Raw genomic sequence first — 13,182 nt, forward strand, 5'->3', positions numbered from 1 at the left:
TAGCATCGTCCGAGTGCCCTTGCTCCTGACCTCGCGTCGCTACGTCGACCTTCGCCTGCAGGCCAGCGCCATCTGTCGATAGACCGTGCATTTCCCGGTCTCTGTCGTCCACCCCGCATCCTTTTCTCGGCCGTCGTGTCTTCGGCCGCCCCGCATTCTCGGAAGGCTCCACCATGTCCGCGCCCAGCGCTGCCCCCACCCGTCGACTGCCGCACTGGCTCACGTCGTTCGGGCCCCAGATCGTCGCCGGGTTGATCCTCGGCGTCGTCATCGGCCTCGTCGCCCGATCCATGCCCGACGCCGCCGACGGCAACCCCAACTGGCTCGTCGAGACGGTGTCGACCATCGGATCGAGCTACGTCAAACTGCTCACCGTCGCCGTGGTTCCCCTCGTGTTCACGGCCATCGTCAGTTCCATCGCCAACCTGCGCGCCGTCACCAACGCGGCACGCCTGGCAGGCCAGACCCTGCTCTGGTTCGCGATCACAGCGTTCATCGCCGTGATCGTCGGCATCATCATCGGGCTTGTCGCGCAACCCGGTTCACGCACCGGCGTGTCCGCGGCACTGGAGAAGGAGCCCGCGAGCTCCGGCTCGTGGTGGTCCTTCCTCACCGGCCTGGTTCCCAACAACTTCCTCGCGCTCGGCGCCCGCACCAGCGAGACCGAGGGTGCGCTGAGCACCACCCTGAACTTCAACATCCTGCAGCTGCTCGTTGTCGCGGCGGCCATCGGCATCGCCGCGCTGAAGGTCGGCAAGGCTGCCGAGCCGTTCCTGACGTTCAACGCCTCTCTGCTCGCGATCGTGCAGAAGGTGCTGTGGTGGATCATCCGGTTGGCCCCGATCGGTACGGCGGCGCTCATCGCCAACGCCGTCGCCACGTACGGCTGGGACGCGATCGGTTCACTGGGCGTGTTCACGGTGTCGGTGTACGTCGGACTGGCCATCGTGTTCTTCGTCGTCTACCCCATCATCGTTCGGGCGCACGGTCTCTCGATCCGCAACTTCTACTCCGGCGTGTGGCCCGCGACGCAGCTCGGCTTCGTCTCCCGCTCGTCGATCGGCACCCTGCCGCTCACCCAGCGCGTCACCGAACGCAATCTCGGTGTGCCCCGCGAGTACGCGTCGTTCGCGGTGCCTCTGGGTGCCACCACCAAGATGGACGGCTGCGCGGCCATCTACCCGGCCATCGCGGCGATCTTCGTTGCCCAGTTCTACGGCGTCGACCTCACGATCACCGACTACCTGCTCATCGTGGTCGTCTCCGTGATCGGTTCCGCGGCGACGGCGGGCACCACCGGTGCCACGGTCATGCTGACCCTGACGCTGTCCACGCTCGGCCTGCCGCTCGCCGGTGTCGGCCTGCTGCTCGCCGTCGAGCCGATCGTCGACATGGGTCGCACAGCCGTGAACGTCACCGGCCAGGCGTTGATCCCGGCCATCGTCGCCAAGCGCGAAGGGATTCTCGATCAGGAGCGGTTCGACGCACCGCGCAACGGCGATCCGTTCGTCGACGACGTGGAGCTCGCGCGCTAACTCACGAACAGCGGGCCACGCACGAAGCCCACGATCAACACCAGTAGTCCGCCGATCTCGGTGGCCGCGAGCGCATACATGAAGGCATGCGTTCCCGGCACCGGGCGGACGAACTGGTTGTCGGTGTCGCGCAGGAACCCGTGCACCACGTAGCTGACGATCGCGGCGACGAAGAAGAAGACCACAGCCCCCGACGCGACCAGGTTCACCCACGTCGGCCAGGCACCGAAGTGCACCAACGGCACCAGGACCAGAGTCGCGAACGAGTACATCAACGCCGCCCGGTGGGCGATGTCCACGTACGGATGCGCCTGCCCGTTCTCGGACGTCGCCATCTGGCGGAACTTCCAGACGCCGAGGACCAACGCGGCCAGCAGAATCAGTGCCGACACCAGGATCAGGAGCGTCGTGTCCCAGTCGACCACGCGGGCGGGAAGGCCGGAGGCCGGTCGGGTGGGGCCGCTACGGAGCGTCACGCGAGCATTGGACCATGGTGAGGCAGAATCCCCACCATGCGCAGCACGACATCCATGCACAACTCCGTCGAGGAGTACCGCGCGCGGTGGGATCACTTCATCGCGGCCACGGCTGCCCTGTCGTCGGCGGTGGAGAAGTTCGTGTCCGACGCCGACATCGATGTCGATGCCGTGGAAGCCCGGACCAAGTCGGTCGAGTCTGCTGCCGGCAAGTTCGCGCGGTTGCGTCCCGACGGGTCGCTCGAGTTCACCGATCCGCTCGCCGAGGTCACCGACCTCGTCGGCATCCGCGTCATCACGTATCTGACGTCGGACATCGACCGCGTCGCGGACGCCATCTCGAAGCACTTCGTTCTGCTCAAGACCATCGACAAGTCGTCCCTCGCCCAGGAGTCCGGCGTGTTCGGCTACGCCGGACGGCACCTCATTCTCAGTGCGGACGGCGATCGCGTCCCGGCGGGATGCGAGAAGTTCACCGGCCTCGGCTTCGAGGTGCAGATCCGCACCGTGCTGCAGCATGCCTGGGCGGAGATCGAACACGACATCCGGTTCAAGAACTCACGCACACAGGGTTCGCCCACCATCGACCGAGCGTTCACGCTCGCGGCAGGGCTGATCGAGCTCGCGGACGCCCAGTTCGAACTGGCCGATCGGCACCACAAGGAGAAGATCGCGGAACTCCGCGCGGCCGATGCCGCACGCGGGATGGACCTCCAGCTCACGGCCGATCAGCTGCGCACGATCGTCACCGACCTCCTTCCCGATTACACCCCCAGTCGGAGCGGTCATTACGAATGGCTGCTGACACTCGTCAACGCGAACGGGATCACCACGGGCGCGGAGCTCGAGGAAGCACTCGACCCTGCACGGGTCGAGTACGTGACGGCGGCCATGGACTACCAGTACCGCCCCGGTCAGGTGCGCATGGTGGACGACCTCCTGCTGGACCGCTTCGGCGAGGCCCACATCGCGCGCACCTCCTCGCTCACCACCGAACGGGACCGCCCCGGCAAGCTGCGCTACCGACTGAGCAAGTTGCAGGGCCAGTCCGGCTGACGGGTGTCCGCTCGGTCTGGTATCCCTACGGCGTGACGACGCCACCGAACGATGCTCTGTCCACCATCACCGTGCGCGGCGCGCGGGAGAACAACCTGCGTGACATCGACATCGATCTCCCCAAACGGTCGCTCATCGTGTTCGCCGGCGTATCGGGGTCCGGCAAGAGCTCGCTCGTGTTCGACACGATCGCCGCGGAGGCGCAGCGGCAGATCAACTCCACGTTCAGCGCGTTCGCTCAGACCTTCCTGCCGTCCTACGGTCGGCCGGACGCCGACCTCATCACGAACCTGTCGGCCGTCGTCATCGTCGACCAGAAGCGCCTCTTCGGCAGCCCTCGCTCCACCGTCGGCACCATCACCGACATCGGTGACTGGCTCCGCATGCTGTGGTCGCGCGGAGTCACCCCGTCCATCGGCTATGCCAACGCGTTCTCGTTCAACGATCCCGCCGGCATGTGTCCCGAGTGCGAGGGGTTGGGCGAGGCGAAGGTCATCGACATCGACGAGTTGGTGGATCAATCGAAGTCGTTACGCGAAGGCCCCGTCAATCACCCGGACTTCCTGCCCGGCAAGTGGCCCTACCGGCTGTACGCGGACTCGGGACTGTTCGATCTCGACGTTCCCCTCGAGCAGTACTCCCCGCGCGAGCGCCACCTGTTCTTCGACGCGTCGCCCGGCGAGGTCGAGATGGTCAACCCGGACGCCGTGTTCAAGACCTACGAGGGGCTGCTCTCCCGCTTTCGCCGCAGCTATCTCTCCAAGGATGCCGACGCGTTGAAGGGCAAGTCCAAAGAGGCGTACGACCGCATCGTCACGCGGGGAGTGTGCCCTTCCTGCAGGGGGACTCGACTCAACGAGACGGTGCACGCCGCGACGCTCGAGGGGCTCTCGATCCCCGACGCGTTCGCGATGCAGGTGTCCGACCTCGCCGACATCATGGACACGTGGGTGCTCGGCGACCTGGACGGTCCACGCCGCGAGGTGGTGACGCAGCTCCGTCGACTGGTCGATCTCGGACTCGGGTACCTGAGCCTCGATCGTGCGACGTCCTCGCTGTCGGGCGGCGAGTCCCAGCGCATCAAGATGGTGCGCCACCTCGGCGCCACCCTCAACGACATGCTGTACGTCTTCGACGAGCCCACCACGGGGTTGCACCCGCGCGACGTGCACCGGCTGAACGACATGCTGATCGCGTTGCGCGACAAGGGGAACACCGTGCTCGTCGTCGAACACGACGCGGAGGTGATGGCCATCGCCGACCGCATCGTCGAGATCGGCCCGGGCGCCGGAAAGCACGGCGGCACGGTGGTCTTCGAGGGCACCTGGTCCGAACTGCGGCAGTCCGAGACGCGGACCGGGACGGCGCTGCGTCGAGACGGTCGATCGCGGCGCACCCCGCGCGCTCCGAACGGGTGGATGCGCATCGAGAACGCCGACAGCCACAATCTGAAGAACGTGTCGGTGGACATCCCGCTCGGCGTTCTCGTGGCCGTCACCGGTGTCGCGGGCTCGGGCAAGTCGAGTTTGATCCACGGCCACCTCCGCGACGTCCGGCCCGACGCGGTGGTCATCGACCAGGCTCCGATCCGGGGCTCGCGCCGCTCCTCCCCCGCCACCTACACCGGACTGCTCGATCCGATCCGTGCACACTTCGCCAAGAGAACGGGACAGCCCGCAGCGCTGTTCTCGCCGAACTCGGACGGAGCCTGCCCCGACTGTCAGGGCACCGGCATGATCTTCACCGATCTCGGCTTCACCGACCCGGTGTCGAGTACGTGCGAGACCTGCCAGGGTCGACGCTTCCGCTCCGGCGCGATCAAGCACACCGTCGACGGCGTCTCGATCGCCGACGTCTTCGACATGTCCGTCGACGAGGCCCGCGAGTTCTTCACCGTGAAGAAGGTGCGCGACGTACTCCGGCGGTGCAGTGATGTCGGTCTCGGTTACTTGTCCCTGGGCCAGAACCTGACGTCCCTGTCCGGCGGCGAGCGTCAACGCCTCAAGCTCGCGACGGAACTGGTGGGCAACTCCCCGGTCCTGGTGCTCGACGAGCCCACCACCGGACTGCACTCGTCCGACGTGGACAACCTGGTCGGACTGCTGTCCGGCATGGTCGACGAGGGTCGATCGGTCATCGTGATCGAGCACAACATGGATGTCGTCGCGGCCGCCGACTGGGTCGTGGACCTCGGTCCCGACGGGGGTCACGACGGCGGCGAGGTGGTGTTCACGGGCACCGTCGACGAGCTGGTTCTGGCCCGGACGCACACCGGCACCCACCTCGCGCGAGCGCTGGCGGAGTAAACCCCCGGTAAAGTGCGGGCATGAGCGACACCGTCACCGCTGCCGCCAGTACGGAACTGGGTGGAATCGCAGGCTGGGCCGTCAGCCTGATGGAGAGCATCGGCGGGCCGGGCGCCGGCATCGCCGTGGCCGCCGAGAACTTCTTCCCACCGCTGCCCAGCGAGATCATCCTTCCGCTGGCGGGATTCACCGCGTCGCAGGGCGGTTTCTCCCTCGCGAGCGCACTGTTCTGGACCACGCTCGGATCGGTGCTCGGCGCTCTCGGCCTCTACTGGCTGGGCAAGAAGCTGGGCCGCGACCGGATGTACGCCGCCGTGGACAGGATGCCGTTCGTCAGCACCGACGATCTGACCAAGGCCGACGAGTGGTTCGTGCGCCACGGCCGCTCTGCTGTGTTCTTCGGCCGGATGATTCCGCTCGTGCGATCCGGCATCTCGGTTCCCGCAGGCGTGTCCGGGATGCCGGTCCTGCAGTTCCTCCTGTACACGACGTTCGGCAGCCTCCTGTGGAACACGATCTTCGTGCTCGCGGGCTACTTCCTCGGGGAGAACTGGCACTACGTCGAGGATTACGCCTCGGTGTTCCAGTACGTCGTCATCGGGCTCATCGCGGTGGCGGTGGTGGCGCTGGTGACCAAGCGCGTCCGGCGACGCCGGCGGTCGGACGCCTGACCGCACCCTGCACCGGCCCCTGCACCGCCGCCTCCCCCGACCCCCCGCGAGTACGCCGATATTGTCGTTGTGCGGCCCGCAATCACGACAGTTCGGACGTACTCGCGAGGGTGTGAACGGTCCTACTGCGCGAGCGTCGCCGCAGCCTGGGCCCACAGGAAATACTTGTTGGTGCCGAGATCGCGCACCGTGGTGATGTTGAAGGCGGCCTTCAACTTCTCCGCGTCGCCGTCGCTGACGCCCTTCAGAGCCGCGACCGGCGCGTCGGCCAGTTCCTCGATGGACTTGTCCGCGTATGCCTTGTCGAACTTGTCGGCGATGCCTGCCATGACGTCCTCCTGTCGACCGATGCGCGCTCTGCGCACCCCGGTCGACAGTACGTTTCTCGACGGCTCGTGACCTGAGAGTGCGCTGAAAACACCGGCCGCACCATCATTTACGACGAATCGGACGTTCCGCGGAATCAGCGAGACCCGGTAGCGTCTGCGTCATGACCCTCCACACGGCGGTGTTGCCGGGCGAACGTCGTCGAGCCACCGTGTTCCTTCACGGTCTCGGGTCGGCGGGTGTCGCTGCCTTCGGGACCGTGGCCGCGGGACTGGACGACCGCCTGCGGTTGCTCCCGGATCTGCTCGGTTTCGGCAACAGCGCCGACGTGCCGACCGACGGCTACACCCTGGACGATCACGCGCTCGCCGTCGCCCGGATGCTCGATCAGCACGGACTCGTCGGACTCGACGTCGTCGGACACAGTATGGGTGGATCCATCGCCATCGTCCTGTCGCGGGCACGACCCGACCTCGTACGACGACTGACCGTCCTCGAGCCGAACCTTCTCCCCTTCGACGGCGACGCGAGTGTCGAGATCGCGGGACAGTCGGAAGAGGACTTCGCGACACAGGGGGTGACGTCACTCATCGCTCGGGCCGACGCCGAGTGGGCCGAGACGCTGCGGCGGGCCGATCCGGTCGCACTTCACCGCAGCGCTGTCAGCCTCTGCGTGGGGCCACGGGACACGACCGTTCTCGACATCCTGCTGGCGTCCCACCTGCCGCGAACACTGGTGTACGGATCGAGGACAGGAGAACCCGCCCAGTCCGGCCGGCTTCGTCGGGCCGGTGTCGAAGTCGTCGAGATACCGAACGCCGGGCACGTGATGATGGCGGACGAGCCCGCTGCTGTCATCGAGGTGCTCAGGTGATCTATGTGCCGGAGCGAGGTCAGCCGAAGGCCGCGCGCACGGATTCCAGGTCGGCAGCGACGGCGGCGCAGTCCCGCTCGAACTCCTCGTCTGTCATGCCCAGTTGCCGGACCGTGAACACCACCTCGGCGCCGTCCGGGTGAGCGAGCACGCGCAGCGGGTTGTTGACGACGGTGCCCGCGGGCAGCGTCACGTCGTGGTCCAGCACCCCGAAGTCGTTACGCGGGACGAACCGCACCCGGACCGTCCCCATGGGTGACTCGGCCAGCAGGTCGTCACCGTCGCGAGTGAAGCCCGATGCGAGCCCGGCAGCCCAGGCGGTCAGGTTGTCCACATCGGCCAGGTAGTCGTACACCGCCTCGGGCGGCGCCGCGATCACCACACTCACATGTCGACTGATCATCCCGCGAGCGTAGCCACGCCACCGGCTCTCCGCGAGTACGTCCGAAGTGTCGTGATCCGCGACGATCCGACGACACTATCGACGTACTCGCGGCGGTGGGAAAGCCATGGCGCTGGGGAAGCTCGCGAGCCCCGTCAGGCCAGGTCGGCGCGCGTCCAGGTGTTCACGAAGCCCACACCGCTGCGCACGAACAGCTGCGTCACGGGGCAGCGACGCTCGACCTCCGAGACGAAGTGGCCGAACGCGTCACCCGTCGCGTCGGTCTCCACGGTCGCCTCGACGGTGACGGTGTCGAAGTTCGAGTTGCCCTCGGCACCCGTCACCAGGACGGTGGTGTCCAGGTCACCCTGCACGCGGAAGCTGAACTTCCCCAGCGTGATGCCCAGATCCTTGGCGACGAGAGTGGCCGTGACCTGGTTGCACGAGGTCAGCGCACCGAGTGCGTAGAACAGCGGGCTCGGTGCCTCGTCCTTGCCGCCGAAGGCCGGGTAGGCGTCGGCGTCGAACTCGTGCCCTGCCGTGCCCTCGACGACGAGGTGCTGGGCGACGCCGGTACCGGACGCCTCCACGACGAAGGGAACGACGGAGGTGCGAATGGTGGAAGTCATGGACTCCACGGTCGTGCACCGCCCACCCTCGGGCCAGGGTTGCGATCACCCAGATTCTCGGGCCGTCCTCTCACGGCACCGCGCCGAGCTGACCGGCCAGCGAGCACGTGTCCGACGGTCCAGCGGTGCGCGTGCCCGGCCTCCACACGCGAATCTCGTACGCCCCGCAGCCCCGCCGGCGTCAAGTCCCGCGCGCGATGAGGGCGAGCAGCAGCTCGGCGCGCACGCGAGCATCGTCGAGGGAGCACGACACCGTTGCCTCGATGCGAGAGACCCTGCTGCGCAGAGTGTGTCGGTGCACCCCGAGAGTGGACGCTGCCGACTCCCAGTGGCCGTTCGCCTCCAGGAACGCACGGAGAGACGCCACCAGGTCGGTTCCGTTGGCGGCGTCGTACTTCTCGAGGGGCGCGATGGTCGCCTCACCGACGGTCGCCAGGGCCTCGCGCGTCGAGGCATGCGCCATCAGGACGCCGCCCACCAACGAGCCGAACTCCACGGGATCGGCGCCGGCTGCGGCGGACGACGCCGCCAGCCGACTCTCCTCCACCGCCTGCGCGAGCTGCGGAACGGGATGCGGCGCACTGAGTCCCACCCGGAGCCGCCGACGTTCCGAGATGTCCAGACCGGCGATCGTCGATGCCGCGAACTCTGCATCGTCCGTTCCGCGCACCACGAGGGTCACCCGCGACGACCATCGTCGAGCGAACAGCTGACGACCCGCCGCGGCGCTGTGTGTCGCCATCGCTCCCTCGACACGCTGGGCTCGCGAGGGCGTGTCGGCATCGACGGTCACGGCGCGCACGGTGCCGTCGGCCCCCGCGGCCAGATCGATCTGCGCCCACACCGGTGCCAGGCCGTCGAGATCGGACAGCACGAGGCTCAGTGCCACCGAGTTGAGCTTGTCCTGCGCCGACTGCACCCGCGCAGGCTTCTCGAAGTCGAGCGCCAACAGCGACGCAGCGTGGCCCACGAGAATGTGGTCGACGTTCCCCAGCACCGGCCCCACCACCGCCACATGGCCGTGCGTGGCCGAGCCGATGGCGATGCGCTGCACGCTGATCGAGATCCCCGCCGGGGTCCTCGAGACCCGGCTGGACCCGGTTCCGCGCTCGGCGGCGAGAGTGCGGATCTCGTCCAGCACACCGGACCCGCCGCCGCGTGGGTGCTGTTCGAGCACCCTGCCGGTGTCGTCGAGCAACACGACGGCGGACGACGTGGCCGTCGACAGTTCGCGGACGATCGCTGCGGCGCCCCCGGCGACCACGGCGCGGGTCATCCGCGGTTGCGCCCGTGACGCCCGGACCACGGCGTCGTACTGCTGCTCGGCCAGCCTGTTCATGACCAGCGTGACCACCGCCGCGAACGGTGTGGGCAAAGGGATCTCCAGGACGGGCAGACCCAATCGGTCCGCGGCCTCGACGAAGTCGGACGGCACCTCCGCGAACGAGAGGCCCGTGCCGAATCCCACCGCGGCCACCCCCGCGTCGTGGAGGCCTTCCAGATAGGTCATGCGTTCACGCGTCGTGACCGGCAGCCGGAGTCCGGTGGTGAGCAGCAGTTCGCCGCCGGACAACCACCGGAATGGCTCCGACAGTTCGGTGGTGTGAACGAACGACACCTCGCGGTCCAGGCCGTTCGCGCCGGCGTGAAGTTCGAGCGCGAGCGACTTCTGGGCCAGAACCCAGCGGACCGACACGGTCACGATGTACCCCTCTCCACGCGGTGAGCTCCCGCTGCAACAGAACACCCTGTGGGCGCCGTGGACAAATCGGAGTGCTCGAGCACCCGGGAATCATCCTTTTGTCCGCTGCCCGTTCCGGCGTGTCAGGCGCACACTGATCGAACCACCCGGCCGCCTCGACGGAGAGGTACTTCGTGTCGCACGACATGCTCCGCACAAACATCGACGGCGAGTTCGTCGCCAGCTCGCCACCCGAACTCTCGAAGTGAACAACCCGGTCGCCGGGGAGATCGTCGGTGTCACTCCCGTCTCCTCCGGGGCCGATGCCGCTCGATCTTCTCGAGGGCTCTCACGACCTACCTGCCGTACCGACTCACCGCATCGAAGGAACCCATGAACGACATCACGTACCGCCTCCCGCAGAAGCGGGCACTGGTCACCGAGCTCCCCGGTCCCCGGTCGCAGGAGCTCACCGCCCGCCGGCGCGCCTCGGTCGCGGCCGGCGTCGGCTCCAGCGTCCCCGTCTACGCGGCCGATGCAGACGGCGGCGTGATCGTCGACGTGGACGGCAACTCGATGGTCGACCTCGGCGCCGGCATCGCCGTCACCAGTGTCGGTGCCTCCGATCCCGCTGTCGTGGAGGCAGTCCGGGAGCAGGTCGGCCACTTCACGCACACCTGCTTCATGGTGACTCCGTACGAGGGCTACATCGCCGTCGCGGAGAAGCTCGCCCAGCTGACCCCGGGTGACCACGAGAAGCGCAGCGTTCTGTTCAATTCGGGCGCAGAAGCCGTCGAGAACGCGATCAAGGTGGCGCGACTGGCGACCGGCCGCGACGCCGTCGTGGCCTTCGATCACGCGTACCACGGCAGGACGAACCTGACGATGGCGCTGACGGCGAAGACCATGCCGTACAAGGCGAACTTCGGGCCCTTCGCACCGGAGATCTACCGGATGCCGATGTCGTACCCCTACCGCGACCAGCCGGGGCTGACAGGTGAGCAGGCCGCACTGGCCTCGATCGACCGCATGGAGAAGCAGATCGGCGCCGACGCGGTGGCCGCCATCATCATCGAGCCCATCCAGGGCGAGGGCGGCTTCATCGTTCCCGCACCCGGATTCCTGCCGACTCTGCAGACCTGGGCGCGGAAGAACGGCGTCGTGTTCATCGCCGACGAGGTACAGACCGGGTTCTGTCGAACCGGGTCGTGGTTCGCGAGCGACGACGAGGGAATCGTGCCCGACATCATCACGATGGCGAAGGGTATGGCAGGCGGAATGCCGCTGTCGGCCATCACCGGACGCGCAGATCTCCTCGACCTCGTCCACGCGGGCGGGCTCGGCGGAACGTACGGAGGCAACCCGGTGGCCTGCGCTGCTGCCCTCGCTGCCATCGAGACCATGACCGCTCTCGACCTGTCCGGACGCGCCCGCCACATCGAGTCCCTCGCCGTGCCTCGCCTGCGCGCCCTCGCCGAGGAGACCTCCGTGATCGGCGACGTCCGCGGACGCGGTGCGATGCTCGCCATCGAGCTCGTCAAGCCAGGCACCGACACCCCGGATCCCGTCATCACCAAGGCCATCGCGGCGCATGCTCTCGCGGAAGGTGTCGTACTGCTCACCTGCGGGACGTACGGCAACGTCATCCGGTTGCTGCCTCCCCTCGTGATCAGCGACGAGCTTCTCGACGACGCGATGACGGTGCTGGAGAACACGGTTCGAACGCTGGCAGCACAGTGACCGACTCTGCTGCCCTGCTCGCGTCCATCCCCACCGGACTGTGGATCGACGGCGCGTTCGTCGACGCCGCGGACGGCGGCACGTTCGCGGTGCACGATCCCGCCACCGGTGACGTCCTGGCCCGCGTCGCCGATGCCGGTGAGAAGGACGCACTGCGGGCGCTCGACAGCGCCGTCGCCGTGCAGGACGAGTGGGCGACGACCGCACCTCGGACGCGGTCGATGATCCTGCGCGCAGCGTGGGAAGCGGTGATCGAGCGCACGGAGGATCTCGCGCTCCTCATGACTCTCGAGATGGGCAAGGCCCTCCCCGAGAGCCGCGGCGAGGTGACGTACGGCGCCGAGTTCCTCCGCTGGTTCAGCGAGGAGGCGGTGCGCATCCAGGGCCGCTACACGCAGTCTCCGTCCGGCGCGGGCCGCATCCTCGTCACGAAGGTTCCGGTGGGTCCCGTTCTCGCGGTGACTCCGTGGAACTTCCCGCTGGCCATGGGAACCCGCAAGATCGGCCCCGCCCTGGCGGCCGGGTGCACGGTGCTGGTGAAGCCGGCCGAGGACACGCCGCTGACGATGCTGCTGCTCGCCGAGATCATGGCGGGCGCCGGGCTGCCGGCCGGGGTCCTGTCGGTACTTCCCGCATCGAACGCTCCCGCGGTCACCGAGCCCCTGCTCGCCGACGAGCGACTCCGCAAGGTCACCTTCACGGGTTCCACTCGGGTGGGCAAGATCCTCATCGAGCAGTCGGCGCGCAACGTTCTGCGTACGTCGATGGAACTCGGTGGTAACGCACCGTTCGTGGTCTTCGACGATGCCGACATCGATGCCGCCGTCGACGGTGCCATGGCGGCGAAGATGCGCAACGGTGGAGAGGCCTGCACGGCTGCCAACCGGCTCATCGTCGCCGAAAGCGTCCGCGAGGAGTTCACGGAGAAGCTCACCGCACGGATCGCGGCGCTCACCGTCGGGCCCGGCTCGAGCGACGGGACGAACGTGGGGCCGTTGGTGAACGAGAAGCAACGCAACAACGTCCGATCCCTCGTCGACGATGCGGTCGCCGCCGGGGCCCGGGTGCGCACGGGTGGTCACGTCATCGACGGCCCGGGCTGGTTCTTCGAACCCACCGTGCTCGACGAGGTTCCGGCGTCCGCACGCATCGTGCGCGAGGAGATCTTCGGACCCGTTGCGGCCATCACGAGTTTCGTGGCCGAGCAGGACGCCGTCGATGCCGCCAACGACACCGAGTACGGCCTCGCCGCGTACATCTACACCCGCGATCTCGACCGGGCACTGCGCGTCTCGGACAAGATCGCGAGCGGCATGGTGGGCGTGAACCGGGGTGTCGTGTCCGATGTCGCGGCCCCGTTCGGCGGAGTCAAGCAGTCCGGTCTCGGCAGTGAGGGTGGCACCGAGGGCATCGACGAGTACCTCGACACGAAATACGTGGCTTTCCAGTAGTTCCGGTTCCACCGATGGATCCCACAGCAGCCGGCACCTGTCGTACCCCTCCCC

At 67.7% G+C, this 13,182-nt stretch carries 12 protein-coding genes; 7 read left to right on the forward strand and 5 right to left on the reverse strand.

The features are described from left to right. The first annotated feature begins 173 nt into the window (after window positions 1-173). On the forward strand, window positions 174-1,535 hold the full coding sequence (locus JOE30_RS19975; protein ID WP_204868709.1) for a dicarboxylate/amino acid:cation symporter: 1,362 nt from the start codon (window positions 174-176) through the stop codon (window positions 1,533-1,535). Here JOE30_RS19975 and JOE30_RS19980 read toward each other — a convergent pair. Further along, on the reverse strand, window positions 1,532-1,960 hold the full coding sequence (locus JOE30_RS19980) for a hypothetical protein (protein WP_204870585.1): 429 nt from the start codon (window positions 1,958-1,960) through the stop codon (window positions 1,532-1,534). The two genes, JOE30_RS19975 and JOE30_RS19980, sit on opposite strands and share 4 nt — an antisense overlap. Window positions 1,961-2,047: 87 nt before the next feature. Here JOE30_RS19980 and JOE30_RS19985 point away from each other — a divergent pair, with 87 nt between their 5' ends. Genes JOE30_RS19985 through JOE30_RS19995 form a run of 3 tightly spaced genes read left to right on the forward strand, consistent with a single transcriptional unit; the run spans window position 2,048 to window position 6,044 of the window. Continuing rightward, window positions 2,048-3,067 (forward strand): GTP pyrophosphokinase family protein, encoded by a 1,020-nt coding sequence (locus JOE30_RS19985; RefSeq protein ID WP_204868710.1) that lies wholly within the window; start codon window positions 2,048-2,050, stop codon window positions 3,065-3,067. A gap of 32 nt (window positions 3,068-3,099) precedes the next feature. Then, window positions 3,100-5,373, forward strand: a complete 2,274-nt coding sequence (locus JOE30_RS19990) for an excinuclease ABC subunit UvrA (protein ID WP_204868711.1) — start codon at window positions 3,100-3,102, stop codon at window positions 5,371-5,373. A gap of 20 nt (window positions 5,374-5,393) precedes the next feature. Further along, window positions 5,394-6,044, forward strand: a complete 651-nt coding sequence (locus tag JOE30_RS19995) for a DedA family protein (RefSeq protein WP_204868712.1) — start codon at window positions 5,394-5,396, stop codon at window positions 6,042-6,044. Window positions 6,045-6,166: 122 nt separating this feature from the next. Here the strand turns inward: JOE30_RS19995 and JOE30_RS20000 are convergent, their stop codons facing one another. Next, window positions 6,167-6,373, reverse strand: coding sequence for a hypothetical protein (locus tag JOE30_RS20000; protein WP_204868713.1), 207 nt, complete (start codon window positions 6,371-6,373; stop codon window positions 6,167-6,169). 161 nt (window positions 6,374-6,534) lie between these two features. Here JOE30_RS20000 and JOE30_RS20005 point away from each other — a divergent pair, with 161 nt between their 5' ends. Next, on the forward strand, window positions 6,535-7,245 hold the full coding sequence (locus JOE30_RS20005; RefSeq protein ID WP_204868714.1) for an alpha/beta fold hydrolase: 711 nt from the start codon (window positions 6,535-6,537) through the stop codon (window positions 7,243-7,245). Between the two features lie 19 nt (window positions 7,246-7,264). Here the strand turns inward: JOE30_RS20005 and JOE30_RS20010 are convergent, their stop codons facing one another. The 3 genes from JOE30_RS20010 to JOE30_RS20020 form a co-directional block, all read right to left on the reverse strand. Continuing rightward, window positions 7,265-7,648, reverse strand: coding sequence for an SRPBCC family protein (locus tag JOE30_RS20010; protein ID WP_204868715.1), 384 nt, complete (start codon window positions 7,646-7,648; stop codon window positions 7,265-7,267). 134 nt (window positions 7,649-7,782) lie between these two features. Continuing rightward, the gene (locus JOE30_RS20015) at window positions 7,783-8,256 is read right to left on the reverse strand and encodes an OsmC family protein (protein ID WP_204868716.1); all 474 of its coding nucleotides are present in this window, start codon (window positions 8,254-8,256) and stop codon (window positions 7,783-7,785) included. A 181-nt stretch (window positions 8,257-8,437) separates the two neighbouring features. Then, the gene (locus tag JOE30_RS20020) at window positions 8,438-9,958 is read right to left on the reverse strand and encodes a PucR family transcriptional regulator (protein WP_204868717.1); all 1,521 of its coding nucleotides are present in this window, start codon (window positions 9,956-9,958) and stop codon (window positions 8,438-8,440) included. Between the two features lie 372 nt (window positions 9,959-10,330). On the opposite strand from JOE30_RS20020, the gene gabT reads away from it, so the two are divergent. After that, complete coding sequence (gene gabT, locus JOE30_RS20025; RefSeq protein WP_204868718.1) at window positions 10,331-11,677, forward strand: 4-aminobutyrate--2-oxoglutarate transaminase; 1,347 nt, start codon at window positions 10,331-10,333, stop codon at window positions 11,675-11,677. Further along, window positions 11,674-13,128, forward strand: a complete 1,455-nt coding sequence (locus tag JOE30_RS20030) for an NAD-dependent succinate-semialdehyde dehydrogenase (protein ID WP_204868719.1) — start codon at window positions 11,674-11,676, stop codon at window positions 13,126-13,128. Before gabT ends, JOE30_RS20030 begins: the two co-directional genes overlap by 4 nt. The last annotated feature ends 54 nt before the right edge of the window (window positions 13,129-13,182 follow it).

This window comes from Rhodococcus sp. PvP016 (assembly GCF_017832185.1).
Classification (GTDB): domain Bacteria; phylum Actinomycetota; class Actinomycetes; order Mycobacteriales; family Mycobacteriaceae; genus Rhodococcoides.